The sequence below is a fragment of the Eikenella sp. genome (genome assembly GCF_057315495.1).
Map to the genome: position 1 here is coordinate 6,002 of NZ_DBHKXY010000044.1, position 25,357 is coordinate 31,358.

Sequence of the window (25,357 nt, forward strand, 5' to 3'; positions counted from 1 at the left end):
AACTTCGTTTTAGCTTCGCAGAAACTTCGTTTTAGCTTCGCAGAAACTTCGTTTTCAGGTAGCCTGCTTAAGGGGCTACCTGAAAATCGTTTAAAGCATCTCCGAATAATTTAAAGGCTACCTGAAAGCAAAACGCTTTTATTCCGATTACTCCCTTACCCCATTTAAACCACGCCATGAAAGCTCCAGAACTCCTCCTCCCCGCCGGCGGCCCCGAACGCATGCGCACCGCCTTCGATTACGGCGCCGATGCCGTGTATGCCGGCAGTCCGCGCTATTCCCTGCGCGCCCGCAACAACGAATTCGCCAAACTCGACGTATTGCAGGCCGGCATTACCGAAGCCCATGCGCGCAGCAAAAAGTTCTACCTCACCGTCAACACCCTGCCGCACAACAGCAAACTCAAGACCTTTGTGGCCGATATGGAACCGCTGGTTGCCATGAAGCCCGACGCGCTGATTATGGCCGACCCCGGCCTGATTATGGTTACCCGCGAACGCTGGCCGGATATGCCCGTCCACCTCTCCGTGCAGGCCAACACCACCAACTATTGGGGCGTGAAATTCTGGCAGCGTATCGGCGTGGAACGCATTATTTTGTCGCGCGAATTGAGCATAGAAGAAATCGCCGAAATCCGCCAAGAATGCCCCGATATCGAGCTCGAAGTGTTCGTACACGGCGCGCTGTGCATCGCCTACTCCGGCCGCTGCCTGCTCTCCGGCTACTTCAACCACCGTGACCCCAACCAAGGCACCTGCACCAACTCCTGCCGCTGGGACTATAAAGTCCACCCCGCCGAAATCGACGAAATGGGCGACGCCCGACTGCTGCAAGGCTTTGATTTCAATAAAGCCCAAGAAGAAGCCAACGCTGCCTTCGAAGGCATCAACGGCCAAGTGCGCCACCCCGCCGCCAATAAAATCTTCCTCATCGAAGAGAGCAACCGCCCCGGCGAAATGATGCCGATTATGGAAGACGAACACGGCACCTACATCATGAATTCCAAAGACCTGCGCGCCGTAGAACAAGTGGCCGAGCTCGCCCGCATCGGCGTGGACAGCCTCAAGGTGGAAGGCCGCACCAAATCCGTGTACTACGTTGCTCGCGTAGCCCAGGCCTACCGCAAAGCCATCGACGACGCCGTAGCCGGCCGCCCCTTCGACTACAGCCTGCTGGCCGAACTCGAAGGCCTTGCCAACCGCGGCTACACCTCCGGCTTCCTCGAGCGCCACCAAACGCAAGACTACCAAAACTACCTCACCGGCCATTCCGTGGCCAAACAAAGCCAATACGTCGGCCACGTTACCGAAATCGACACCGAAGGCTGGGCCACCGTGGAAGTGAAAAACCGCTTCGCCGTGGGCGACACGCTGGAAATCATCCACCCGCAAGGCAACCAAACCGTTGTGCTGCAAGCCATGAAACGCAGGGGCAAAGCTGTGGAAGTGGCTCCCGGCAACGGTATTCAGGTGCAGATTCCGAATATGGCGGGCAAGGATAAGGCGCTGATTGCCAGAATCTTGAACCCTTAATCCGCCTGCCGGATCAGGGTTTAAAGGCTACCTGAAAACTGTTGTCCATCATTTCAGGTAGCCTATATTTCGGAAATGCCCAGCACTGGCATAAGGCTCAATCATGAAAAAACTGCTTGATTATCACGGCGATTTGAGTCGCGGAATGGTTCTTCGCCTGCCTGGCGCCTACCCGCATGAGGAATATGTTGATTTGATGTTGGTGGAGCTGCCAGATGGCGACAGAAGGTTTGGTTTGCTGGTTGCCACGGGGCATAAGGCAGGATTGATTTTGGTGAAACTGCCGCAAGAAGCCGAGCTGGCTGGCGCGTCAGGTATCAGCCGAGAATGGGTGGCGGATAATTGGAATCGATGGATATATGAAAGTTGCCGTGCCGAAGAGGTTTATCTGATAGAAAATTATCCCGTTCCCCAGCCGATAAAGGCTACCTGAAAATATTCCTGCGTTTTCCAAATACACCCATGCTCAAACATCACCCCCACGCCCCCATTCTGCTGGCCTATCTGCGCGTGTTCGCTATGTCGGTGGCCGCTTTTGTGGTGTGCACCACCGAATTCATCCCCATCGCCATGCTCACCGATATCGGCAAGGGCTTCAATATGTCTGCCGCCGACACGGGCATCATGATTACAGTGTATGCCTGGGTAGTGTCGCTGGCTTCGTTGCCGCTGATGCTGCTGGTGGCCAATGCGGAGCGGCGAAGGCTGCTGCTTGCGTTGTTTGCCGTGTTTGTGGCCGGGCACGGGCTATTGGCCGTGGCATGGAGCTTTCCCGTGCTGTTGGCTTCGCGCGTGCTGATCGCCTTTACCCACGCGCTGTTTTGGGCCATTACCGCCTCACTGGTGATGCGCTTGGCACCCGTGGGCAGGCGGCAGCAGACTTTAGGCTGGCTCTCTTTAGGCACGTCTATGGCCACGGTGTTGGGCTTACCGCTGGGGCGGTTGGTGGGACAGTGGCTGGGCTGGCGGGTTACCTTCGCGCTGATCGGCGTGCTGGCCTTGGGTGTGATGGTGCTGTTGGCCAAAATTCTGCCGCGCCTGGAAAGCAAAAACGCGGGTTCGCTCAAAAGCTTGCCGCTCTTGGCCAAACGCCCTCACCTACTAGGAATGTATGCGATGGCGGTGCTGATTGTAAGCGCGCATTTCACGGCCTATAGCTACATCGAGCCTTATGTGCTGGAAATCACCCATATGCCGCCGGATACAGCCACGGCGGTGCTGCTGGTGTTCGGCCTGTCGGGCATGATGGCGAGCTGGCTGTATTCGCGCTTCTACCCGAAACACCCCAACCCTACCCTGCTCAGCGCCGCCGCCTTGCTACTGGTGTCATTGCTGTTGTTTCAGCCCTTGGGCGGCAGCACGATGGCTATGTTTGCACTCGCGTTGGTGTGGGGCATCAGCATCGGCGTGTTGGGCTTGAGCATGGTTGCCCACGTAATCCGCTATGCGCCGGATGCCACCGATGTGGCCAATGCGATTTACTCTGGCAGCTACAACATCGGTATCGGCGGCGGCGCACTCTTGGGCGGCATCATCTCGCGCCACTGGGGGCTGGGCACGCTGGGTTGGGTGGGCGCCGTCCTCGCCGTTGCCGCGCTGGCGGTATTCGCGTGGACGCAGCTTGGCTTTAAAACAAAGCCGGCTTGAGATTGAGTGGCCGAGTCGATAAAAAGACTGGCTAACAACAACCAACTCAACTACTGCCTGCCATACAAAAGGCTACCTGAAAATGCTTGCCGGCACTTTCAGGTAGCCTTTATCTATGCGCTAGATACTCATAATCTTTTCGATTCCATGGGCGCTCTAATCTGCGTTTATTCCTGATAATCAACAAACCCCAACCGATTGCCCGACGGATCGACAAACTCCACCGCCCATCCGGTACGGATACGGAACGGCTCGCTTAGGAAGCGGATATTCCTACCCTGCAATGCGGCATATTTTACCCGCACATCTTCCACTTCAATCCACAAAGTAGGAGTTATATCAGGAAACTTTTTCCGCTCCTTCAAAATAATGGCGGCTTCTTCGTCACCTACCCGAAAAGCTACCATGCCGCTTTCGGAAAAGTCGAATTTAACGGGCAAATCCAGGACTTCTTGGTAAACGCGACAGCTCGCAGCAAGATCATCGGCAGGAAAGAAAAATTTTCGTATTTCATGATTTTTCTCCTTATCAAACAGCTGCTAACACCGCCGCTAAAGCGCCTGAATCAACGTGGCTTAGTAGTCAATTTTCAGAGTTTCTTCAGCCACACCGGCTACAGCGGGAGAGCGGGTGATAGTAAGTCTCTCTTCGGCGGAAAAGCCGATGGTTTCGCCGTCTTGCAGGGTGACGTTTTGCGAGATGAGGTAGTCGCAGATGCTGCACAGGAAGGCATGCAAGTCGGCAGGCTCGTGTTCGCTGTTGAGAATTTCGAGCTCCATTTTGTTGAATTGCTCTAGGCCGATGGTATAGGCGCTGCTGCCTTCTTCGCTGCCGTAGAGGCCGATAAAGATCCAGGCGGGGATGGGCAGTTCGCTTTCGTGCAGGCTGCTGCATACGTCGCGGTAAAAATCGGAGGCGAAAACGGTGCCGGAGGTGTAGATGCCAATGCTGTTTTCGTCGGCCAGGGCAGTGCAGACCAGTTTGCTGTAGAGGCTCATCACGTCGATCGGGGTGGCGTCTGTTTCGCCAAGAGGCATCACGACAAGCAGGATGTGCGCCTGATGCTTAGCGGTTTCTTCCACGGCTTCCGGCCAGTAGTAATTAAAAGCGGCGTTTTGTTCGGCTTCGCCGTCGGGCAGCGGCACGGGCATGAGAGAAAGGGCGCAGAGCAGGCCGTTCACGTTGAAGTTGAGGATGCCGTCTTCATTGGTGATGTCTTCGCCTTCATCCGGGCTGATGCCCCATTCGTGCTGCAGGGTATGCAGGAAGCGGGCGGGGTCGAAGCGGTTTTCTTTCAGCAGGACGAAGCCTTGGGCGTGGCGCATGATGAGCCTTTCGGGAGTGAGTGGGAAAGTGGGCAGTATAAGGGGGATAGCGGCAAAAAGGCTACCTGAAATGTGTTAGCAACTTTTCAGGTAGCCTGTTCAAAACAAGCTCACGCGATGGTTTGCTTGCCGTAGCTTTCGATGATTTCTTTGATCCGCAGAATGGTTTCTTTGGGCGGTGGAGACACTCCTTTGAGCTTGTATTCGTCGCCGCACAGCTCCCATTTGTGGGCGCCGAGTTCGTGGTAGGGCAGGATTTCCACAGTGTCGGCGTTGGGCATATCAGCAATAAATTCGCCGAGCAGGTGGGCGGAGCGATCATCGTCGGTGTAGCCGGGCACAACCACATAGCGGATTCGGGTGGGCTGGCCCCGTTCGGTCAGATGACGGGCAAAGCGCAACACTTTGGTGTTGGGGATACCAACCAGCACTTTGTGAATCTCGGGATCGATTTGTTTGAGATCGAGCATGACGAGGTTGGTGTTGTCCAGCAGCTCTTCCATGGCGCTATCGTAGTGTAGGGCGTAGCCGTTGGTGTCGAGGCAGGTATGGATGTCGTGCTCGCGGCAGGCCACAAACCAATCGCGGATGAATTGGTATTGCAGCAGGGGCTCGCCGCCGGTGGCCGTTACGCCGCCGCCGGTGGCGCGGAAATAGTGTTTGTAGGAGAGCACTTGCTGCATGAGCTGGGGCACGGTGAAGTGCAGCTCTTTTTCGCTGTGCCTATCCCAAGTATCGCGGTTGTGGCAATAAAGGCAGCGCATCAGACAACCCTGCATAAAGAGGACGAAGCGCAGGCCGGGGCCGTCTACGGCACCGCCGGTTTCTACGGAGTGGACGTAGCCGATGCCTTCGTAGGGGCGGGCGCGGGTGTCGGGCTGTTTTTTCAGCGGAGTATCGGGGCTAATGGGTATGGCTTCTGGCATAGTGGTTGGCGTGTGTTGGTTTCAGGTAGCCTTGATGGCTTTGAGTGTTTGGGCAGCGGGCTGAAAGTTCACTCTGCCCTGCTTGGGCTATAAATTTTCAGGTAACCTGGGCACAGGAGTGAGGCTACCTGAAAACTGGAATAAACAAAAGTGCCGGAAGGGATTCCGGCACTGATTCCAGCTAGCTGGGCATGATTACATCCGGCTGGTGAAGGTGCGGGTGATCACGTCTTGCTGCTGCTCTTTGGTGAGCGAGTTGAAGCGCACGGCATAGCCGGACACGCGGATGGTGAGCTGCGGATATTTTTCCGGGTGTTCCATCGCATCCATCAACATTTCGCGGTTGAGCACGTTTACGTTGAGGTGCTGACCGCCTTCCACACCGGCTTCGTGGTGGAAGTAACCGTCCATCATACCGGCCAAGTTGCGTTCGCGGGAGCTTTCGTCTTTACCCAGCGCGCCAGGGATAATGGAGAAGGTGTAGGAAATACCGTCTTTGGCAAACTCAAACGGCAGTTTGGCTACAGAAGTCAGCGAAGCCACCGCACCGCTCACATCACGGCCGTGCATGGGGTTGGCACCCGGGCCGAACGGCGCACCGGCACGACGACCATCCGGGGTATTACCGGTTTTCTTACCATATACCACGTTAGACGTGATGGTGAGCACCGATTGGGTCGGAATGGCGTTGCGGTAGGTCGGGTGAGTGGACACTTTCTTCATGAAACGCTCTACCAAATCGCAGGCGATGCTGTCCACGCGGTCGTCGTTATTACCGAACTGCGGGTATTCGCCTTCGATTTCAAAGTCCACGGCAATGCCGTTTTCATCGCGGATCGGTTTCACTTTGGCATATTTAATGGCAGACAGCGAATCGGCAGCCACAGACAGGCCGGCAATACCGCAAGCCATGGTACGGCGCACATCGCGGTCGTGCAAAGCCATCAGCGCGGCTTCGTAGCTGTATTTGTCGTGCATGTAGTGGATGCAGTTCAGTGCGGTAACATACTGAGTGGCCAACCAATCCATGAATTTATCCATGCGCTCGAACACGGTGTCGTAGTCCAGCACTTCGTCTTTAATCGGCTCGGTTTTCGGGCCGACTTGGTCTTTAGATTTTTCGTCCACACCGCCGTTGATTGCATACAGCAGGGTTTTGGCCAAGTTGGCACGTGCACCGAAGAACTGCATGTGCTTGCCAACTACCATCGGGCTCACGCAGCAGGCAATGGCATAATCGTCGCTGTTGAAATCGGGGCGCATCAGGTCGTCGTTTTCGTATTGGATAGACGAAGTATCGATCGACACTTTGGCGCAGAACTCTTTGAAGCCTTGCGGCAGTTTTTCAGACCACAGTACAGTGATGTTCGGCTCGGGAGACGGGCCCATATTGTACAGGGTATGCAGCACACGGAAGTTGGTGCGGGTTACCAGCGTGCGGCCGTCCAAGCCCATACCGCCGATGGATTCGGTAGCCCAAATCGGGTCGCCGGAGAAGAGCTGATCGTATTCCGGTGTGCGCAGGAAACGAACCATACGCAGTTTCATCACCAGGTGGTCGATGAATTCCTGTGCCTGGCTTTCGGTGATCACACCATTTTTCAGATCGCGCTCAATGTAGATATCCAAGAAAGAAGACACACGGCCGAAGCTCATGGCTGCGCCGTTTTGCGATTTCACCGCGGCGAGGTAGGCGAAGTAAGTCCATTGGATGGCTTCTTGTGCGTTTTTAGCCGGGCCGGAAATATCGTAGCCGTAAGAAGCGGCCATTTCCTTCATCTGTTTCAGCGCAATGTGCTGCTCGTTGATTTCTTCGCGCAGGCGGATAACGCTTTCCAAGTTTTTGCCGGCTTCCAAATCAGCTTGCAAAGAATGATATTGCTCGGTTTTATCTTCCATCAAGCGGTCGATACCGTAAAGCGCCACACGGCGGTAGTCGCCGATGATGCGGCCACGGCCGTAGGCATCGGGCAAGCCTGTTAAAACGCCAGATTTCCGACAGCGGCGGATGTCGGGCGTATACACATCAAACACACCTTGGTTGTGGGTTTTGCGGTATTTGGTGAAGATTTCTTCCACTTCAGGATTCAGTTCCACACCGTAGATTTTGCAAGAATCTTTCACCATTTTCAGGCCGCCGAAAGGCATGATGGAACGTTTCAGCGGCTCGTCGGTTTGCAGACCAACGATGGTTTCCAAGTTTTTATCGATATAACCGGGCGCATGGCTGGTGATACCGGAAACAACTTGTGCATCAATCTTATACGGCGCGTGGGTTTTATTCTCAACCTTAATGCCTTCCATCACTTCCGCCCACAGCTTGGTGGTGGCTTCAGTGGCCGGAGCCAAGAAACTGCCATCGCCTTCATAAGGGGTGTAGTTTTTCTGGATGAAATCACGCACATCGATGCTGTTTTCCCAATCGCCACCGGCAAAGCCTGCCCAGGCAGCCGGGCGTTCTATTACTGAAGCCATATTAACCTCCTGTTTAGTATAAGTAAATAAAATAACGTTGCCAATTAAAATTCACCATAGAGAATAGCACGCCCCATGCCACTTAGGGCAGGAAACTCTAGTTAATCGGTATTTTATTAATACAAATCAAATTATATATTTTATTCATTATTTATCAATACACTAGAAACAAAAGTGATTCAGGTAGTCTTTCCTGTATCTATACCCTGCTCTGCCCATAATTCCGGCTGGCTGCCCTGTGGCAAAAAGTGGCTGATACCCAGGCCGATAAGTCGGTAGTCGCGGCCGGCGGGCATGCGCTGAGCCAGCTGTCGAGCAGCCTGCTCCAGCGCGGCAGCATCAGGCAGGACGGAGGAATAGGTTTGCGAACGAGTGAGGATGTGGAAATCGGCGGTTTTCAGCTTGAGCGTGAGCGTGTGCGCCTGCACTTGCTTGCGCTGCGCCTGCGCCCATAAATCCTGCGCCAAATCAGCCAGGTGGCGAACGATTTTACTCAGCGGCAAATCCTGCGGCAGGGTGATTTCGGTGGAGATCTGCAAGCGCTCGCGCTGCGGCTGCACGGGGCGGTTATCGATGCCGCGGGCGAGGTCGTAGAGGCGGTAGCCCCAGCGGCCGAACAGGTTAACTAATTCGCCGCGCTGCATTTTTTGCAAATCCCCGGTCGTTTGCAGGCCGAGGGCGTGCATTTTTTGCAGCGTCTTTTTGCCCACGCCGGGAATTTTGCCCAGCGGCAGTGTGAGCAGAAATTGGGCGATGCGCGGCGGCGGGATTACGAATTGGCCGTTTGGCTTGCGCCAATCGGAAGCGATTTTGGCCAGAAATTTGTTCGGTGCGATACCGGCGGAGGCTGTGAGCCCGGTTTGGCACAGGATTTCGGCACGGATGTCAGTGGCGATTTCGCTGGCATAAGGCAGGTTTTGCTTGTTATGGGTAACGTCCAGATAGGCTTCATCCAGCGAGAGCGGCTCGACTAAATCGGTGTGCTGCCGGAACACGGCGTGAATCTGCTGTGACACTTCACGATACAGATGAAAGCGCGGCGGCACAAACACGGCTTGCGGGCACAGCCGCCGCGCAGTGGCGGCGGGCATGGCCGAATGCAGCCCGAAACGCCGCGCCTCGTAAGAAGCGGCGCACACCACTGAACGGCTGCCCTCCCAAGCCACCACCAAAGGCTTGCCGCGCAGATGCGGCTGCTCGCGCAGCTCTACCGAGGCGTAGAACGCGTCCATATCGATGTGGATGATTTTGCGGGCGGCAGGCATGGCGGGAGGTGTGAATAAGGAAGATAAGGATTATAACGGATGAGGCAATCTCATTTCAGGTAGCCTCATCTCAGCAATACAGTTGTACGCGATCCTACCCTCCTTCTGCTTGCTGATCTGACCATGAAAGTTCTGTATCACACTCCTGCTATAAAGGCCACCTGAAAGTTAGCCTCATCAAAACTCTGCTCCACTTTCAGGTAGCCTTTTTCACAGCTGTACCCTACCCTTGCGCTGCCTGCGCTGCCGGCCGTTGCAAATGCCGCTGCATATAGCTTGCAAACGGCTCCACGTTTGGCACCACTTGGGTGCGGAACATGCCCCAGGCCAAGAGGCCGCTCAAGTATAAATCGAGTGCACTAAAGTGCTGCCCCAGGGCGTATTCGCGGCCGTCGGCCAGCAGGGTTTGCAGGGTGTGTAACGCAGTATCGAAATCGCCGTAGCCAATCGCGCGGCGGCGCTCTTCGCTCTGCGGCACTTGTTGCCAACGGTCGAGGATGGCGTATTCGAGCTGCGTGCCAAACCACAGCCAGCGGTAGTATTGCCCGCGCTCCGGCGTGCCGACGGAGGGGACCAGTCTTTTTTCGGGGAACAGCTCGGCCAGATAGGTGAGGATGGCGGGCAGCTCGGTAATCACTTGCCCGGCGTGCGCGATGGCGGGCACTTTGCCCATCGGATTGATGGCTAAATAGCCTGCCTTTTTGAGCTGCGGGAAATCCAGCGCCACGGTGTCGTAATCCGCGCCGCATTCGGCCAGCATCCAGCGTACATTGTTGCCGCGCGAAGGGTGCACGGTATAGAGGGTGATTTTGCTCATGATGTTTCCTTTTAAAACAGTTGATTGTGTTTTCAGGTAGTCTGGAGTGCAGCCATGATACGCTGTGGCTGTGTCAGTTTTTGTCAGCAGCCAAGGTCATAGCTAAAATGAAATCAACACTAGCGGCTCAAATCAAACGCACTCAAATCCAGCCCTTCCTGCTGCCGCCAGCGTTGCAGCAACAGCCGATGCGGCATCGGATAGGCCGCGCCGGTTTGGGCTTGCGTGATGCGGTCGCAGCGGAAATGTCGAAACGCCTGCCGCAAGGTGCACCAAGCCGCCAACAGCCGCACTTCGTCCAGATAGCCCAACGCCACCGGCCATACCGTGCGCCGGCTGGCCTGCCCCTGCAAATCCGTGTAGTTGAAGCTGAGCGCCGTTTCCTGCCGCAAAGCCTGCCGCACCAGCGCCAATACCTGCCCTTCGCCGCTCCCATACGCCGTGCCGCCCATCGGATACACCGCATGTGCCGCCGCCTGCTCGGCCAGGCGCGTTGGCAACACCGCGTGCACCTTGCCCAAAACCGAACGCGCCGCCTCGGCCATTTCGCCATCGGCATGCGCCGCGGCCCAACGCATACCCAGCATCAACGCCTCCAGCTCGTTTTCGCTAAACATCAGCGGCGGCAGATTGCAGTCCTGCTGCAACACAAAACCCACGCCCGCCTCCCCGCCAATCACCGCGCCCTGCCCGCGCAGCGTGTCGATGTCACGATACACCGAGCGCACGCTGATGCCCAACTCCTGCGCCAACAGCCGCGCACTTTTCGGATGGCGGCTGGCACGCAGCAGCTGCAAGAGTTTGAGCAAGCGGTCGGTACGGCTGGCCATGATGAATCTCCGGATGGGTTTTCAGGTAGCCTGAGTGGCTTGTATGGAAGACTACCTGAAAATAATAGGAATGATACCGCGTTTGCAGATGGCAGCGGCAAGTTGGATAAGCTCCAACCAATCAGCCGATACGCTTCCCATCGGATAGAGCTGTCTACATGCTACCTGAAAACTGATAAGAACAAGCCAATACCAGCAACGGCGTGGCACTTGCCGCATGATGGTTCAGCTCACCGAAAAAGGCTACCTGAAAGTTTCAGGTAGCCTTTTAGCATGAATTTATTTTAAACCAGAGCTGTTGGTTCGCTTGACCGCACTGCCCGATCCATGCACGGCTCGCCACATTGCCCGGATTCAAAGCAAATCCACTCTAGCCGCCATAGCCATCACCCTTGCTCACGGAAACCTTCCCCCTTAAACACTCTCCGCGGATTGCCGCGCTCCACTTGGTAGAGCGATTTGTGCGCATCGGCGGCATGCTGTCGCAGGGCGGTTTGGTGGTGTTCGGCCAGCTTGAACGCGAGTAGTTCCAACGCACGTTTTTTATTGGCGTGCTGGCTGCGCTCACCCTCAACGCGCACGGCGATGCCGCTGGCGAGATGGACGGCGCGCACGGCGGATTCGGTTTTGTTCACGTGCTGCCCGCCTTTGCCGCCGGCACGGCAGGTTTGGAATTCGATGCCTTCGCTTTCCGGCAGCGCGGGAATTTCAGGTAGCCTGAATACGCCGATATACCAGTTTTTGCGCGGGTGTTGCGGCCGCAGCGGGCTGGGGCAGATCCATTGCAGCGTGCCCTGCCAGCTTGCGGCCAGGCTTTCGGCACGGCTGCCGGAGAGTTTGAGCACGGCAGAGAGGATGCCATGTTTGCTCGGGGTTTGTTCCAATATTTCGGCCTGCGCGCCTGCCGCTTCGGCCTCGCACAGGATTTTTTGCAGAGCAAAACGGGCAAACATCTGGCATTCGGCCGGGCCTTGGGCGGTGGAAATTTGCAGATAAATCATGGGTTATTTCCTTTTCATTTTCGGCCGGAACGAATACTTGGCATCGAAGCCTTTGTTGCCGATTTTGTCTTGATCGGACACGAGCGGGCTGGTTTCGGCCTCGCTTTTGAGCTGCGAGAGGTATTCACAGAGGTGCTGCCACACGATATCGGGGTCGATATACACGCCGAGGCCGGAGAGCTGCGGGTTTTCGGCAAAACTTTGGCGGCTGTCGAGCCGGGTGGGTCGGTTTGGGTCGGCATAATAGGCGAGCAGCAGCGGCGGGGGCTGAAGTCGGGCGTTTGGTAGTGGCGATACCCCGGCCAATAGTAGTTATAGCATTGCGGCAGGCAATATTCGCAGCCGTCGAGAAAGCGCACCATACTCAGGGAAAAGCGGTGGCGGCGGTGTTGCAGATACACGATATCGATGTCGTATGAGCTGTACATCCGCTTCTCAGCAGCAAACAGAAACACGCGCAGGTTGCCGATATACAGCTCGGATATCACGGCACAACTGCCAAATTCCTGCTGCCATTCGACAGGCGGCTTAGGTAGGCTGCGCAGAATTTCAGCATCTAGCGGCTGGCGGCGATCGAACACCAGCACGGGATCGATACCGTATTTGGCCACTTTGTGATCATAAAAATCTTTAAATTTACTGATGATTTTCATAGCCTCACTCCCCACAGCCACCGCTGGTTTTATAAGTAAGCACCGGTTTGAGGCGAGCGATCGGCTCAATCAAGCCGGCCTGCCGCATGGCTTCGATGATGCTGTCGATGTTTTTATAAGCCTGCGGGGCTTCTTCGTACACCAAAGCTTTGTCGGCACACACCACGATGCTGCCGAAAGCGGTGCGACGCAGGCTGTCGGCACTGTATTTGTGCGACAGGCGGCCTTTGCATTCGCCGCGCTGCCATTTGCGGCCTGCACCGTGGGCGAGCGAATTGAGGGTGATATTGCAATCGGCGGCCGGTTCGACTAAATAGCTGTAGTCGCCGCGCGAGCCGGGAATCAGCACCAGGCCGCAGTCGGATGGCGTGGCGCCTTTGCGGTGCAGCCAGCCGGTTTCTCCGCCGATTTCGGCCTGTTGCAGGAAGTTGTGGTGCACATCAAGCAGGCAGCGGCCTTCGGTATGCCAACGCTCCAGCATGCGCCCGGCAATCAGCAGCCGGTTGGCACGGGCAAAAGCCAGCGCATCGTCGTGTTCGGCCAGGTAGGCGGCGGCTTCGGGGCTGTTTTCAGGTAGCCCTTGATGGCCGTGCGTCTCCACATGGCGGCGCAAAATCTGCTGGCCAAGCCCGCGCGAGCCGCTGTGCACGAGCAGTTGCAGGCAGTCGGTATCGAAGTTTTCAGGTAGCCTTTCGGGGCGGTAAACGGTATCCACAGTTTGCAATTCGGCAAAGTGGTTACCACCGCCAATGCTGCCTAAGGCTACCTGAAAAGGATGCTGCGGCAAGATTTCGTTAATCCGCGCCTGCCAGCTTTCATCCAGCGGCGCATCGATGCTGCCGAGCTGTTTGGCCAGCTTGGCGGGTTTGGCTTTGTGTGCGGCCAAATCGGTTTGCCACAGCGCCATGCCGCAGCCGATATCGTTGCCGATGAGCGCGGGATAAAAATGGCCAAAGCTGAAAAATGCCGCGCCGATGGGATAACCGCGCCCGGCGTGTAAATCGGGCATGCCGGCCACTCGGCGCATCTGCGGCAGGCGGGCAGTGGTTTGGAGTTGTTGGATGGCGTTGCCTTCAATCCAGGTATTTGAATCGGCTATTAAAACAATGTTTTCAGAAATGATTTTGGGATTTTGTGTGCCCATAATGTACTTTCTTGCGGCGGATAAATCCGTTTGCGCACAGCTCTGCCAAGCACACGTAAATACGGTGGCAATAGCTTGAAACAACAGACAAGTTTATCCGCAGAATGCAAACGGCAGGCGCGGCAAAGCAGCGCATCAAATGCAGTTTGCAAAATTAGGGAGAAAGCAGCCCGAAGCGGGCGGCACAGAAAAAGGGAATGGCCTTAGGCTTCTGAGCTGCAAAGGATTGAACGGAGGATTGAAGTGTACGGCATAGCCAGCTCCTTTCTTTGCAGTGGTGAATAAATAATGAAAACCCGCGCATAGTAGCGGCCATATATGGGCTACGGCAAGTGCGCAGCAGAAAAGGCGGGCGGATTGTGGTATTTTTCCCGCAACATATCCGGTGTAGCAAACAATAAAAACCGGCTGTCTGGTTATAGACAGCCGGTTTCGAATATGGCAATTAGCCCATGTTGCGTTCGGCGTTAACCAGAGAACGGCGAGCCAAAGCCAAGTTGGCTTTGCTTCTATCCAGCACAGAGTACAGGAACAGACCGTCATGACGGGGCAGCGGACGCAACAGGTGATATTGAGTGCCCAAAGTCATCAAGATGTCTTCGATTTCATCTTTCAAGCCAAGCATCTGCATGGTTTTGTTTTTGGCACGCATCACCTCAGTGTTGCCTGCGGCGGCAATTTCCAAATCAATGGAAGGGCTGCCACCACCGGCCAACAACATGCCGCTGGAGTAATCCACTACTGCGGCAGCCAGGGCGCCATCCACGTTCAGCATTTCCGCTACGGTTTTATCGTAATTCATTTTCTACAAGATCTCCACAAAAACAAAATAAAAACAAACAGTTTATACTTCCCGAAACCAATTCATACTCTCTATTTTGTAACTCAGGAAGGTTTGGCAGGCTTTATTATCCCAAAAATATCACCTACTTCTGTTAGTGAGCCAAACTAGGCAGCTGGCTGGAAAAGCTTTTCTGCCATGTTCAACACTGAATCGCAGTATATGCCTTTTGCATTTCAAAGTAAATATTAACACCGGCATAATTGTATGTATTTAATACATAGCAGCCTCAAGCACATACATTCAAGCGCCACGATATTCTTCTCAACGGGGAAATAACCAATAAAAATCAAAAAATTATACACAACAAAGCATTACCAAATCAGCCAATCCTTTTCACTACATAACGCTATTTTTTCAGCTATTTTTGTTTCAAACGTACCGCACCCACTCTATTTCCACTACCAGCACAGCAAAGAAGACCTTTACACAACGTAGGCTTATAATCCCGTTTTCCCTCTTTTTCAGGTAGCCTCACATGACACAACCCATCTGGCAAGCTGGACGTTTTAGCATCGACTTATCTACGCCCAAAATCATGGGCATCATCAACCTTACCCCAGATTCCTTCTCCGACGGCGGCACCTACTCCCGCAGCAGCAGCGCCGCCCTCGCCCATGCCGAACGCCTTCTGGCCGAAGGCGCTCACATTCTCGATATCGGCGGCGAATCCACCCGCCCCGGTGCCGCCCACGTCTCCCCCGAAGAAGAATGGGCACGGCTGCAACCCATCGTGAGCGAAATCATCAAATGGGACGTCCCCCTCAGCGTGGATACCCGCCGCACCGACATCATGCAACGCCTGCTCGGTAATGGCCTAGCCGACATCATCAACGACGTATCTGCCTTGGAAGACAGCGGCGCCATCGAATTGCTCGCCGCCCACCCCGACACCGGCATCTGCCTAATGCACATGCAAGGCCTGCCCAAAACCATGCAAAACAACCCGCAATACCAAGATGTGGTAAGCGAAGTGGCAGGCTACCTGAAAACCCGTGCCCAAGCCTGCCAAGCCGCCGGCATCCGCTCCGAACGCATCGTACTCGACCCCGGCATCGGCTTCGGCAAAAACCTCCAACACAATATCCAACTCATGCGCCACCTGCCCGATCTGCAGGCACAAACCAGCCTTCCCCTGCTCATCGGCGTATCGCGTAAACGCATGATCGGCGAAATCACCGGCGAGACCGACCCAGCACAACGCATCCACGGCAGCGTAGCCGCTGCCCTCTATGCCGCCGAACGCGGTGCCGCCATCCTGCGCGTTCACGACGTGAAAGCCACCGCTGATGCACTGAAAGTGTGGCAAGCATTGCACTAGACTCTTGCGGCATTAAAAAGGCTACCTGAAATTTTCAGGTAGCCTTTTCATCAGTCCTACCTATTGCAAACCGAGTATCGGCTTGAAAGTGTGCTGGATGGCGAGGAAGTCATCGAAGGAGAGCAAGTGGTTGTCGTTGAAGATGATGTACACCCCATCAGCCAGCGGGCGCACATCGGGCACTTTCCCTGCAAGGCGGCAGATGACTTCGTCGCGGCCGTAGCCCAAGGCGGTTTGGCACAGGTCCTTATCCCAATAACAGGCGGGGCTGAGGGTGTAGATATTGTTGCGGCCGTTAGGGGTGATGCCGCGGGCCCTTAAATCGTTGTAGGCGGGAACGATGGAAATCATACGGCCAATAGAATCACAGGTCGGTGATTCGCCCGGTCGATAACCATACTCATAATAAATAGCGTAACCAGCATAAAATTTTCAGCTGCTCGTGGCTCGAAAATTTCAATCACTTGCGGGAAGTGGCTATAAGCCACATCATGAAAATTTACCTTTTTATAGCCAGGCTTGAACTCATACCATATTTTGTCTATCCCGCTGAAATAACATTCATCAAGTTCTGGTCTTCCGTAATCAACACGTCTTTCATACTCATACCATTGAGACACACGCGGCGTATCAGGATGTTTATATTTAACATATGGCTTTTGCTGTTCGCGATGTGGCATTTTTAAGCTGCTTAAATCCACACCTTTTAATCCAAACGGCGCACCGACATGACTGAGACGATCCAATAGGTAACGATGCCGATCTTCAAACGGTTCATTGATATTCATAAGCCGTTTCATTCTAAAAAAAAGCAGATCAATTTCTTCCACAGTTTATCTCTCTTTCCCTAACAACAAGCCACACATCAGCATTCAATCAAGCCACCTGAAAACTATCAGCTGACCAGAAACACTGCTGCACTGTATTTCTACTTCACCGGAGCCTCACTTTTCAGGTAGCCTTATATATTTCGCGCCGTCGGGGGCTAGTCCTGACGGTATCTTTGCCAAACAGGCATTATCTACATTGTAAGGCTGGACTAGCTCTCTTTGATTAAGCTAATTCAAAGGGGCTTTTTTCATGTCTTATCAACTTCCTACCTATCCAAATATTACCGCAAGCATAGGCCGTCCGGAAGAAGGCTTGTTCTGTGAACTTACGGTTTCTTTAAATATAACGCCTGATCGGAGTTATATCCTCTTTGCCGAAATTATCAATCAAGATGAGCCGGCAGATCGCCTGCAAAAGCTTTTAGATATTTACGGACAATTTATTTTTGATTCCGTGGAACTTGAAGTTCCATTCTTTCGCAACGTTTCCCAATCTGAATTTGAACAAATCCTTCCACCCTTAGAAAAGGCTGCTTGAAATGGAGCGCATCGAGAACAGACTAGATCAAGTCAGCGGCCAAGGTGAGCGGCGGCAGGCTGCGGAGCGGTTGGCGGCAGCGCGCCAGCGCGACGCCGAACGCTCCGCGGCTTATGCAGCGTTCGAGCAGCGCATGAAAGAGCGTTGGGGCGTAGATATTAAAGCTGCTCGATTAGCCCCCCCCACGCTAACAGGGGGTGAGTTACAAAAACAGCGGGCAGTGAGTGAAAAATATCGCCGCATCGTAATTCGCAAAGGCAAAGCCGTTGAAGAAATCTTTAGGCGTGGCATTAACGGCCATTTTGCCTTTATCGATCAATTAACGTTTGTTCTCGAAAAAGAAACCTTAAACAGATTATTTGACGCCCAAACCAACGAGCAAGAAGAAATCGTAGCCCGCATGTCTCTATTCCTTCATGAAATCTTTGGTTTCGGCGTGTCCCATGATCGTGAAAAGTCAGCTAATTTTTATAGTAGCAGTTACAACATCGGCAATCATGAAATTAGTTATGGTGTTTTGTGCATTGGTGGCGGTATTAACCCGTCTAATCAATCCAGTTTATGCGTAGAACTAACGGCGACTGGTCTAAATGCAGCAAAAGACGGCTGGGAACGGCGTTTGTATAACTGTACGCAAATGAAGGAAGTTCAAGGCTTTCGCTTTACTCGCGTTGATTTAGCCCATGATTTCCTAAGCGGTGAATACAGCGTTAATGATGCTTTGACCGCTTATAAAAATAGCGCTTTTACTAATTCCATTACTAAGCCGAAATTAAGACTAGAAGGCGATGATTGGTACAACGAAACTAAACACGGCAGAACGCTTTATGTCGGTACTCGCCTATCTTCCCGCATGCTCCGCTTTTATGAAAAAGGCAAACAGCTAGGCGATAGCGAAAGCCCTTGGGTTCGTTGTGAACTCGAATTAAGAAGCAATGATTTAGTTATTCCGCTAGATGTTGTCATTCATCCGGGCGATTACCTATCTGCACAATATCCCGAATTAAATCGTCTATTTGGTGAAAACGGCGTATTCGCCCAATCCCAGCCCAAGAAAATCGCCATCAAACAACGCATGGTTCAGGCAGGGATTGAGCATAGTATTAAATATTTGCGTATGCAGGGAAGCCGTGCCGTCAATATGCTGCTTGAACTCGGTAAGTCCACGGAAGAGATTATGCGCTTATTTGATCCTGAAGCTGGCGTTCCAAAAAGCGTTCATCCCGGGCAGCACTTTGCCCAGCTTTTAAAAATTGATTGTATTTCTGAAAAGTTTCTTAACCCCGTCTGCGGATATAGCGGCTAGATGCCCTATCCGGCACATCAGACGATTATTTAAAAGGAGTAGTAACCATGTTTGTACAAAAAGCAACCCTCATTGGCGCAAAACAATTCAAAGGCACGATTGAAGGCCGTGAATTTGATACCTGCAAAGTCCGTGTATTGATGGACGTGCCAAGCGAAGCCGAAAACGAATGCGGCTTAAACGTAACCGAACTTAATTACGGAAAAAGTAGCAATTATTTAGGTTTGCGTGAATATAAATTTCCTGTCGATTGTGAACTTGAATTGGAAATAGAACTTAAATCAGGCAAGCCACAATTAAACCTGAAAAACTTGAAAGTAAAAGCTCGCCAAGATCCTAAAGATAGTATCAAATATGGGGATTTATGAAAGTCGTATTCGTTATTCAGGAATTAACGGAAGGCGCGTTTATAGGGGATGATGGTTTAGGCGGTATAGAATACGTCCGCAAATTAGATGAAGCCTTTAGATTTAAAAATCTAAATATTGCTTTAGAACATGCAAGAAATATAGATAGCAGTTTAAGAACTATCGCCATTTATTCTCTATATGAGCCTGTAATTTATTAAATAACTTAAGGGGCTTTCTGTCGTTGCCGGGCGGCCAGCGACATTAAACCTTTGAGAAGCCGCCCACCAATTTTTTTGGAAGCAGAAATGTTAACCGGTATTGCAAACATAATCGTTCCGCTGGTCAAACAGCAAGAATTAGTCGATATGCTGATTCAAAACATAGGGATGATATTAGCATTACTGCTTCTTTGTTTTGTTTTGAAGCATTAACGTTATCCGGTAAGTAACTGAAAAATCTTTCACGATCCATTAATTTTTCGAGAGGAGTAAAAATGCCATTTTATAGTTATGAAGAATTTGAAGAAGCCGTCGGAGAAATCGACGATGCTGAAATGGTAGATGATTTCCATACTTGGGAAGAGCTTCAGGAAGAGTATCCGGATGGCGTATTTGACGAAGATGCCGAATTTATCCCGTTCTGACTGTTTTTAAGAAATTAACGCTATCCGGGCGGCGTTAATCAAGTCAATGCCCGATTACAAAAACTTGTTTTAAAGGAAAACATCATGTTGAAACATAAAGCAACAGCCCTGGCCGTTATGGCCTCCGCCTTCATCGCTACTAACGCTTCTGCTGGTGCGGTAGCCGATGCAGTAACCGCCGCTACTGGCGATTTCAAAGCTGACCTGGCTTCTGTTGGCGGTATTGCCGTAGGTCTCGGCCTGATCGGTATCGCCTTCATCGCCGGTATCCGTTTGATCAAACGCGCGGTGTAAAGAGTAAGGGCAGGCATCATGGAAGGCTATTTGGCAGGAGGTCAATGCTTCGGCTCTGTGCAGGAAGCGTCCGATTACAAAATGTCCCAAGTGGTGCCCGCCATTACCGCAGATGGGAGCCTAAAAACTCCCGTCTATCAAAACGGCAAGTGGTATTACGGCTCGCAGGAAGTCAAGCTCACTTTCCCGCCGTGCGATCCGGCCGCCTACATTACAGATGGCGCCCTAGTCGCTTCAGTCGCCATATCAGTTGCCGCTTTCGCCTTCGTTGTCCGTTGGACAATCCGCGTATTCCGGCAAACCAATGAAAATCCCGAAAAATGAGCGATCTGAACAAAATTCAGCCACCGAAAAAAGGCATTGAAATGGTTAAGGGCGGGGGCTATCCCGCTAAAGCTGTTTCTACCAGTGTTCAGCAACATACCGCACCCATTCAAACCGATATGTATTTGATCGGTGCCCAAGTGGTTCAATGGGCATTGATTGGGCTGGCTTTCTATGCCGCTCTTCGTTTGTTTAGAAGCGCCATTATGGATGCTCTTGGCTTTAGAAAAAGCCGCCGCGAATTTAAAGAAGCAAATGCACTCAATGAAAACGGATTGGAAAACTTGGATCAAGATCCAATGAGTGAAGAAGAACAAGAAACATATATTCCAAGTAGTGAGCCATTAGCTGAATATGAAGGTTTTGACGGAGAAGAACCGCCCGACAATATGCCGGATAGCCCTGAAGAAGATCCGGGTTTGCAATACGATTTAGAAAATGAGCGGTGGGAAATCAATGCCAGTGCCGCTTTGCAAGAAGGTCATGAATACGGTTCGGATGAGTTTTATAGCCGTATTGCGGAATTAGAGGAAGCGGATAGGTTGGCTGAAGAGTATGAACCTTCTGAATCTGATGATGAGCCGCCGGAACACGATATGTCGCTAGATGATGAAGCTTTAGAAATAGCTGTTGCCGAATCAGATGATTGGGAGGCTGAGGCTAACTCCGGTGCGTTGGATGAGCGTGTGGTACGAATCAAACAGGAATTGCAACAGGAAAACCAATAATGCCACCTGAAATCTACTTTCTAGCCGGTTTTGCCGTGGTTATTCCCGCCATCATCATGTTTTTGTAAAACTGCGGCCAGTGTTTAAACTCAAAGGTAAACAACAATGATTTCACTGATTACAGGTCTGCCCGGCATGGGCAAAACCTCCCTCATGGTCTATATGCTGCTCAATCGCAAAGATTTGCAGAATAGGCCGGTCTATGTTGACGGCATTCCGGAATTACAGGTTAAACATGAAGAAGTACCCGAAGGCGAAAGTATGGAAACATGGCACCAATGGGCGCCGGATGGTTCGATACTCGTTATTGATGAAGCACAGCGGGTCTTTCGTCCGCGCCCCGCGGGGGCGAAAGTACCCGACTATGTACAGGCTCTTGAAACGCATCGCCATAAGGGTATTGATATCTTTGTACTCACGCAGCATCCGCGGTTGATTGACGTCCATCTAAGAAGCCTGATCGGGGAACATCGCAACATCAGCCGCACCATGCTCGGCCTGCGCCGTGTTTCCTACTGGCAGCGTTGCGCTAACCCGGAAGCCCGGGCAGATGTGGCCGAAGCCAAAAACAGCATATTCATGCCGAAAAAAAGCGTATTCGGTATGTACAAATCAGCCAGTGAACACACCAAGCTTAAAGGCTCGGTTAGCGCGTGGATCTACACCATCCCCGTTGTGATTGTCATAGTCGGCTATCTCATGTCCTACGTTTGGGCAAGCTATCAGCGCAAAATTCATCCAGAACAAGCCCAACAGCAACAAGCCCAACAATATCAACAGCAGCCGCAAAATTACCAGCAACAGCAAGGCGGCCAGTATCAGCCGGCCGGCAGCTATGCCGATCAATCAGCGGCCAATCAGCAACCGTCTGATAACAACCTGAAGCCTGAAGATTGGCAGCCTGCCATAGATGGCCAGCCTTGGACTGCTCCCATCTATAACAACCATAACCGCAATATCCAAACCATGCCCTACCCTGTTGCCTGTGTGCAAACCGATACAAGCTGCACTTGTTACACAGAACAGGCCACACCCTTAGATCTGCCTGCCAAGCAATGTCAAAACTACGTTAAAAACGGCATATACAACCCCTATAAGGCACGGCAGGAAACCGCTGACAACGCACCGCAGGGCAGTTATGGCGGCGGCAGCGGGGCAAGTGTCCTGAGCTTGGATAGTCCTGCTAAGGCTACCATGGCACATGCGGAAATTAGGGGGACTATGGGGCAATAGGTTTTAGGAAGGATGACAAGATGAAATGTGAATATCCGTTTATAAGGATTGAAATGGTTAATGGCTATTATTCGGTTATTTTGTATTTGAGTGAGGATAGGCATTCGCCTATATCAATGACTTTTTTAGATTATGAGTTATCTAGGAAACTGGCGGAATCACAAGGGGCTTTGTTGGGGGTAAGGGTTTTAGACGGTTATTACAGGGATTTTTAATGGTTTCCTTTGTGTGTTTGGATTAGATGCCTGGCGGAATTGACTGCTTGCAGTCGATTTCGGCAGGTATCCGCCAAGCGATAGCGCGGCAGGGGTGCTGCAAATGGCATGAGGCTACCTGAAAAGGTAGCCAAACCTGCCCGGATTGGTTAAGCTGGCCTTTCGTTTAATTTTGTAATGAAAGGTTGCAGTAAAATGATTTGGGCTTTATTGATTTTATTAGCTCTTTCTTATATTGCCAGCGGTAAGAAGATGACAAGTGGTTTTGGTGACAAGCTCGCTTGGGTCTTGTTAGTTCTGTTCTTGGCGGCTTTGGCCTATGGTTTTTATATGGCTAATTATGCGGAATAAGGGGGCTTGAAATGGATTGGAATCAATGTTTTTTGATGCAGCCTGATGGCGGCAGTTATGCAACGAATTTTAATAATTATCTGACTTTTGTCGTGAATGGGTATAACAGTTTGGTACCGAATGGGCAGCCAGATTTTTCTAAACCGGTATATTTGGGCGTAATGATGAGTCCGGCGCAGTTGGCTGTATTGCGCGCTAACCGGCATTTATTTGATGAGAGTTTTAATGATGCTTTGGAACGGTTACAAAAGAGTTATGACAGGCTTCAAGTGGAGGTGGGTTAGTTTATTTTCTCTGCTGAGTGTAGCGGTGCCGGTATGGGCAGATGTGCCAGCCTATCCACCGCAAAATGTACCTTCTATGCAGCGTTTAGCTGCTGCGCCAAATGGTCAGTTATTGACAGGGTATAACTCTGTTAATGGTAATTGGTCTTATGATATGAATTCTGGTGTGGCTAGGGTTGATAGATTCCAGAATGTCAATCGCGGCGCCGGTGGCCTAGTTGGCACCAAAACCAACCCCGTCAATCTTTACGACAATTACGGCAACGTCGCCCGCGGCCAGATCCAAACACAAACCGCCATGCCTGCTAATTCTAGGATAGCCCAAGGCCTAGGCTCTATCTATGTTCTGCAAATCGCCAACCAACATCTAACCAACCTCAAAGCCCAAGGCGTTTCTGAAATGTACAGCCGCGGTTTTGAGAATGGCGATTGGGGCATGGTTGCAGATGCCACCGCAAGGCTGTTTGACTGGACAGGCTTTGGCGGAAACGTGCGTGATAGTCTTTACGGCAATCCCGATATGCAGCAGATGAATCAGCAATTACAACAGCAAGCATTGCAACAGGCACAACAGCAATTTAGCCAATATCAAGCCGTCCCCCATCCTGAGCAGATTAACCCTGCTAATTATTCGGATTACGTTTTACTTACGATTAACGAGTTTGGCGAGGGGATTCCTCGATTAAGCAGGCAAGTTTTAGTAAGTAAAGCAGATTTTCGGCAAAAGCGCTGGCAGACAGGTGTTGTTCTTCAAAGCAAGAACATAGAACAAAGCTGGCCTATTCGTATAGGTGCGGTGGAAATTATGCCCCAGCTGCCAATTAACAATTTTAATTGGGTGCAATTGCGGGCAAAGTTTGCAACTGCCCAAGATATACGAGATTACAACTTGAGAAATTTGCCTCAGTTATCTGAACTTGTACCAAGGGAAGCCGAAGTAGCCCGCCTGCTTGAACAGATGCTGAATGATAACAACCGAAATCACACAGAATTAATTAATGCCCTTTGGGGCGCCGGTGTGATTGGCCCCGGCAATACTCAAAGCATGGTAACGGGCAGTCCTGCCGATAATACTTTCCTGACCCAGCCTTTTACTCCAGAGGGTTCAAACCAAGCCCAACAAACACAATTCATTGTGAACAATAACGGCAGCATTACACAAAACACAATCCAGCGCCCCGATTTGGTTGCCAACAGCAGCCAAGCTCCTACCCGTGCCGAAGTGGCTGCACAGCATCAACAAGGCCAGCAGGATACCCGCCCGCAAAAAGAAGGCAGTACATCAGAAAAGCCCGATATTTGTGCGCAAAACCCGAATAGCTTGATGTGTGCGCCTATGGGCAATACCGACTATCAGGATTTAGTATTACCACAGCAAAACATCAATATCGCCCTATCTCCGCTGCATATCTTTAATACAGATGCAGCCTGTCCCGCTCCCACCTCTTTCAGCATAGCGGGAACGCAGCAAAGAATGAGTTACGAACCAATGTGCGACACAGCCCGCAAAGCACGCCCGTTTATTATCATGATGGCCATGACTGCCGCATTTTTGATGGTGTTTAGCGCCCTTAACCGCCGTTAGGCTACCTGAAGAAACGAAAGGAACCAAAGATGGGCAAAACCCTTGCTGGAATGTTTACCGCAGTTCTAACCACCTTAGCGGGCAAAATCATCATGGCCTTAGGTATATCCGCCATTTCTTATACCGGCCTAAACCTGCTCCAAACTCAAATGATTAACGCCCTGACTAGCCAGCTATCCGCTGCTCCACTTTCCGCCGTTCAGATTATGTACATTGGCGGCCTAGGGGTAGCTCTAAACTGGATACTGGGTGCAGTGGCCTTTCTAGTATCGTTCAATTCAGTAGCCAAGCTCGGCAGCATCTTCCGCCAGAAATAAAGCAACATAGAATAGATATTCTAAACGGCTTAAAACTTGCTTAAACCATAAAGCCGCATCATGCCTACATTTAGCCTTGTTAGAAAACAAAGGGAAAGATTGGCGGGTGTGGCTTTACTTATGCCAAAAATCAATACGGTATCTTTGTCCACAGACACAATATAAGGATTGCATCATGCAAAAAATCGTACTTGGATTAGATATATCTAAATTGACTATAGATGCATATTTCAATGGTCAAGATGATTTTATTCGGGTCATGAACAATCAAGCAGGAATAGAAAAATTGATTGAGCGCATAAAAAACTATCAGCAACAAAGTAAAGAGATTCATGCTTGCTGCGAATACACCGGCGTTTATTACTTTCCGCTTGCCAGCGCATTGCATGACTCAGGAATCAAAATCAGTGTAATCAATCCGCTTTCTATCAAGCTATACGCAGAATACAGATTAAGACGAACAAAAACCGACAAACAAGATGCGAAATTAATTGCCGATTATTGCGAAAAAGAAAATCCGCCATTATGGGCATAAGTAACAAAAAAGGTGCTATTTCAGAGAACCTTGCCAGTAAGTAACAA

At 51.7% G+C, this 25,357-nt stretch carries 31 protein-coding genes; 18 read left to right on the forward strand and 13 right to left on the reverse strand.

Annotation, left to right across the window (positions count from 1 at the left end; genetic code table 11):
- Positions 1-176: 176 nt before the first annotated feature.
- The 3 genes from trhP to ACO6EE_RS07780 all read left to right on the forward strand — a co-directional run bounded on the left by trhP (position 177) and on the right by ACO6EE_RS07780 (position 3,179).
- On the forward strand, positions 177-1,532 hold the full coding sequence (trhP, locus tag ACO6EE_RS07770; RefSeq protein WP_485960412.1) for a prephenate-dependent tRNA uridine(34) hydroxylase TrhP: 1,356 nt from the start codon (positions 177-179) through the stop codon (positions 1,530-1,532).
- A 103-nt stretch (positions 1,533-1,635) separates the two neighbouring features.
- On the forward strand, positions 1,636-1,965 hold the full coding sequence (imm45, locus tag ACO6EE_RS07775) for an Imm45 family immunity protein (protein WP_485960414.1): 330 nt from the start codon (positions 1,636-1,638) through the stop codon (positions 1,963-1,965).
- A gap of 29 nt (positions 1,966-1,994) precedes the next feature.
- Positions 1,995-3,179, forward strand: a complete 1,185-nt coding sequence (locus ACO6EE_RS07780; protein ID WP_485960415.1) for a sugar transporter — start codon at positions 1,995-1,997, stop codon at positions 3,177-3,179.
- 167 nt (positions 3,180-3,346) lie between these two features.
- Here ACO6EE_RS07780 and ACO6EE_RS07785 read toward each other — a convergent pair whose 3' ends face one another.
- The 11 genes from ACO6EE_RS07785 to ACO6EE_RS07835 all read right to left on the reverse strand — a co-directional run bounded on the left by ACO6EE_RS07785 (position 3,347) and on the right by ACO6EE_RS07835 (position 14,417).
- Positions 3,347-3,619 carry a VOC family protein gene (locus ACO6EE_RS07785; protein WP_485960416.1) on the reverse strand — a complete coding sequence of 91 codons (273 nt, stop codon included), beginning with the start codon at positions 3,617-3,619 and terminating at the stop codon, positions 3,347-3,349.
- A gap of 135 nt (positions 3,620-3,754) precedes the next feature.
- Complete coding sequence (locus ACO6EE_RS07790) at positions 3,755-4,504, reverse strand: DUF4261 domain-containing protein (protein ID WP_485960418.1); 750 nt, start codon at positions 4,502-4,504, stop codon at positions 3,755-3,757.
- 110 nt (positions 4,505-4,614) lie between these two features.
- Positions 4,615-5,430, reverse strand: a complete 816-nt coding sequence (gene pflA, locus ACO6EE_RS07795; RefSeq protein ID WP_485960419.1) for a pyruvate formate-lyase-activating protein — start codon at positions 5,428-5,430, stop codon at positions 4,615-4,617.
- A gap of 195 nt (positions 5,431-5,625) precedes the next feature.
- Complete coding sequence (pflB, locus tag ACO6EE_RS07800) at positions 5,626-7,905, reverse strand: formate C-acetyltransferase (RefSeq protein WP_485960420.1); 2,280 nt, start codon at positions 7,903-7,905, stop codon at positions 5,626-5,628.
- 179 nt (positions 7,906-8,084) lie between these two features.
- Entirely contained in the window at positions 8,085-9,170 is a 1,086-nt protein-coding gene (gene dinB / locus ACO6EE_RS07805; protein WP_485960422.1) for a DNA polymerase IV, read from the reverse strand.
- Positions 9,171-9,393: 223 nt separating this feature from the next.
- Entirely contained in the window at positions 9,394-9,987 is a 594-nt protein-coding gene (locus tag ACO6EE_RS07810; protein WP_485960424.1) for a glutathione S-transferase family protein, read from the reverse strand.
- Positions 9,988-10,106: 119 nt separating this feature from the next.
- Positions 10,107-10,817: a helix-turn-helix transcriptional regulator gene (locus ACO6EE_RS07815; RefSeq protein ID WP_485960426.1), complete on the reverse strand. Its 711-nt coding sequence runs from the start codon at positions 10,815-10,817 to the stop codon at positions 10,107-10,109.
- 386 nt (positions 10,818-11,203) lie between these two features.
- Positions 11,204-11,818 (reverse strand): peptide chain release factor H, encoded by a 615-nt coding sequence (prfH, locus tag ACO6EE_RS07820; RefSeq protein WP_485960428.1) that lies wholly within the window; start codon positions 11,816-11,818, stop codon positions 11,204-11,206.
- 3 nt (positions 11,819-11,821) lie between these two features.
- Positions 11,822-12,124: a hypothetical protein gene (locus tag ACO6EE_RS07825; RefSeq protein WP_485960430.1), complete on the reverse strand. Its 303-nt coding sequence runs from the start codon at positions 12,122-12,124 to the stop codon at positions 11,822-11,824.
- 351 nt (positions 12,125-12,475) lie between these two features.
- Positions 12,476-13,615, reverse strand: a complete 1,140-nt coding sequence (locus tag ACO6EE_RS07830; RefSeq protein ID WP_485960432.1) for an RNA ligase RtcB family protein — start codon at positions 13,613-13,615, stop codon at positions 12,476-12,478.
- Positions 13,616-14,060: 445 nt separating this feature from the next.
- Positions 14,061-14,417 (reverse strand): hypothetical protein, encoded by a 357-nt coding sequence (locus tag ACO6EE_RS07835; protein WP_485960434.1) that lies wholly within the window; start codon positions 14,415-14,417, stop codon positions 14,061-14,063.
- A 517-nt stretch (positions 14,418-14,934) separates the two neighbouring features.
- On the opposite strand from ACO6EE_RS07835, the gene folP reads away from it, so the two are divergent.
- Positions 14,935-15,777, forward strand: coding sequence for a dihydropteroate synthase (folP, locus tag ACO6EE_RS07840; RefSeq protein ID WP_485960436.1), 843 nt, complete (start codon positions 14,935-14,937; stop codon positions 15,775-15,777).
- Positions 15,778-15,837: 60 nt separating this feature from the next.
- Here folP and ACO6EE_RS07845 read toward each other — a convergent pair whose 3' ends face one another.
- Positions 15,838-16,128: a hypothetical protein gene (locus tag ACO6EE_RS07845; RefSeq protein ID WP_485960437.1), complete on the reverse strand. Its 291-nt coding sequence runs from the start codon at positions 16,126-16,128 to the stop codon at positions 15,838-15,840.
- A complete protein-coding gene (locus tag ACO6EE_RS07850; RefSeq protein ID WP_485960439.1) occupies positions 16,125-16,607 on the reverse strand; it encodes a hypothetical protein in 483 nt (160 codons plus the stop codon). The genes ACO6EE_RS07845 and ACO6EE_RS07850 overlap by 4 nt, the downstream gene beginning before the upstream one ends.
- A 250-nt stretch (positions 16,608-16,857) precedes the next feature.
- On the opposite strand from ACO6EE_RS07850, the gene ACO6EE_RS07855 reads away from it, so the two are divergent.
- The 14 genes from ACO6EE_RS07855 (at position 16,858) to ACO6EE_RS07920 (ending at position 25,310) form a co-directional block, all read left to right on the forward strand.
- The gene (locus ACO6EE_RS07855) at positions 16,858-17,145 is read left to right on the forward strand and encodes a hypothetical protein (protein ID WP_485960441.1); all 288 of its coding nucleotides are present in this window, start codon (positions 16,858-16,860) and stop codon (positions 17,143-17,145) included.
- Between the two features lies 1 nt (position 17,146).
- Entirely contained in the window at positions 17,147-18,451 is a 1,305-nt protein-coding gene (locus tag ACO6EE_RS07860; RefSeq protein ID WP_485960443.1) for a replication initiation factor domain-containing protein, read from the forward strand.
- A gap of 47 nt (positions 18,452-18,498) precedes the next feature.
- Positions 18,499-18,819, forward strand: coding sequence for a hypothetical protein (locus ACO6EE_RS07865; RefSeq protein WP_485960445.1), 321 nt, complete (start codon positions 18,499-18,501; stop codon positions 18,817-18,819).
- Positions 18,816-19,019, forward strand: a complete 204-nt coding sequence (locus tag ACO6EE_RS07870) for a hypothetical protein (RefSeq protein WP_485960447.1) — start codon at positions 18,816-18,818, stop codon at positions 19,017-19,019. Before ACO6EE_RS07865 ends, ACO6EE_RS07870 begins: the two co-directional genes overlap by 4 nt.
- Before the next feature lie 275 nt (positions 19,020-19,294).
- Positions 19,295-19,444 (forward strand): hypothetical protein, encoded by a 150-nt coding sequence (locus tag ACO6EE_RS07875; protein WP_485960449.1) that lies wholly within the window; start codon positions 19,295-19,297, stop codon positions 19,442-19,444.
- An 84-nt stretch (positions 19,445-19,528) separates the two neighbouring features.
- On the forward strand, positions 19,529-19,738 hold the full coding sequence (locus ACO6EE_RS07880) for a hypothetical protein (protein WP_485960451.1): 210 nt from the start codon (positions 19,529-19,531) through the stop codon (positions 19,736-19,738).
- 18 nt (positions 19,739-19,756) lie between these two features.
- Positions 19,757-20,062 (forward strand): hypothetical protein, encoded by a 306-nt coding sequence (locus ACO6EE_RS07885; RefSeq protein WP_485960453.1) that lies wholly within the window; start codon positions 19,757-19,759, stop codon positions 20,060-20,062.
- Positions 20,059-20,790, forward strand: coding sequence for a hypothetical protein (locus ACO6EE_RS07890; protein ID WP_485960455.1), 732 nt, complete (start codon positions 20,059-20,061; stop codon positions 20,788-20,790). Before ACO6EE_RS07885 ends, ACO6EE_RS07890 begins: the two co-directional genes overlap by 4 nt.
- A gap of 105 nt (positions 20,791-20,895) precedes the next feature.
- Entirely contained in the window at positions 20,896-22,023 is a 1,128-nt protein-coding gene (locus ACO6EE_RS07895; RefSeq protein ID WP_485960456.1) for a zonular occludens toxin family protein, read from the forward strand.
- Between the two features lie 410 nt (positions 22,024-22,433).
- A complete protein-coding gene (locus ACO6EE_RS07900) occupies positions 22,434-22,589 on the forward strand; it encodes a hypothetical protein (protein WP_164726771.1) in 156 nt (51 codons plus the stop codon).
- A gap of 11 nt (positions 22,590-22,600) precedes the next feature.
- On the forward strand, positions 22,601-22,873 hold the full coding sequence (locus ACO6EE_RS07905) for a hypothetical protein (protein ID WP_485960457.1): 273 nt from the start codon (positions 22,601-22,603) through the stop codon (positions 22,871-22,873).
- A complete protein-coding gene (locus ACO6EE_RS07910; RefSeq protein WP_485960458.1) occupies positions 22,845-24,458 on the forward strand; it encodes a virulence factor TspB C-terminal domain-related protein in 1,614 nt (537 codons plus the stop codon). Before ACO6EE_RS07905 ends, ACO6EE_RS07910 begins: the two co-directional genes overlap by 29 nt.
- A 29-nt stretch (positions 24,459-24,487) precedes the next feature.
- On the forward strand, positions 24,488-24,775 hold the full coding sequence (locus ACO6EE_RS07915) for a DUF2523 family protein (RefSeq protein ID WP_064106513.1): 288 nt from the start codon (positions 24,488-24,490) through the stop codon (positions 24,773-24,775).
- A gap of 175 nt (positions 24,776-24,950) precedes the next feature.
- Positions 24,951-25,310: an IS110 family transposase gene (locus ACO6EE_RS07920; RefSeq protein WP_485960460.1), complete on the forward strand. Its 360-nt coding sequence runs from the start codon at positions 24,951-24,953 to the stop codon at positions 25,308-25,310.
- Positions 25,311-25,357 lie beyond the last annotated feature (47 nt).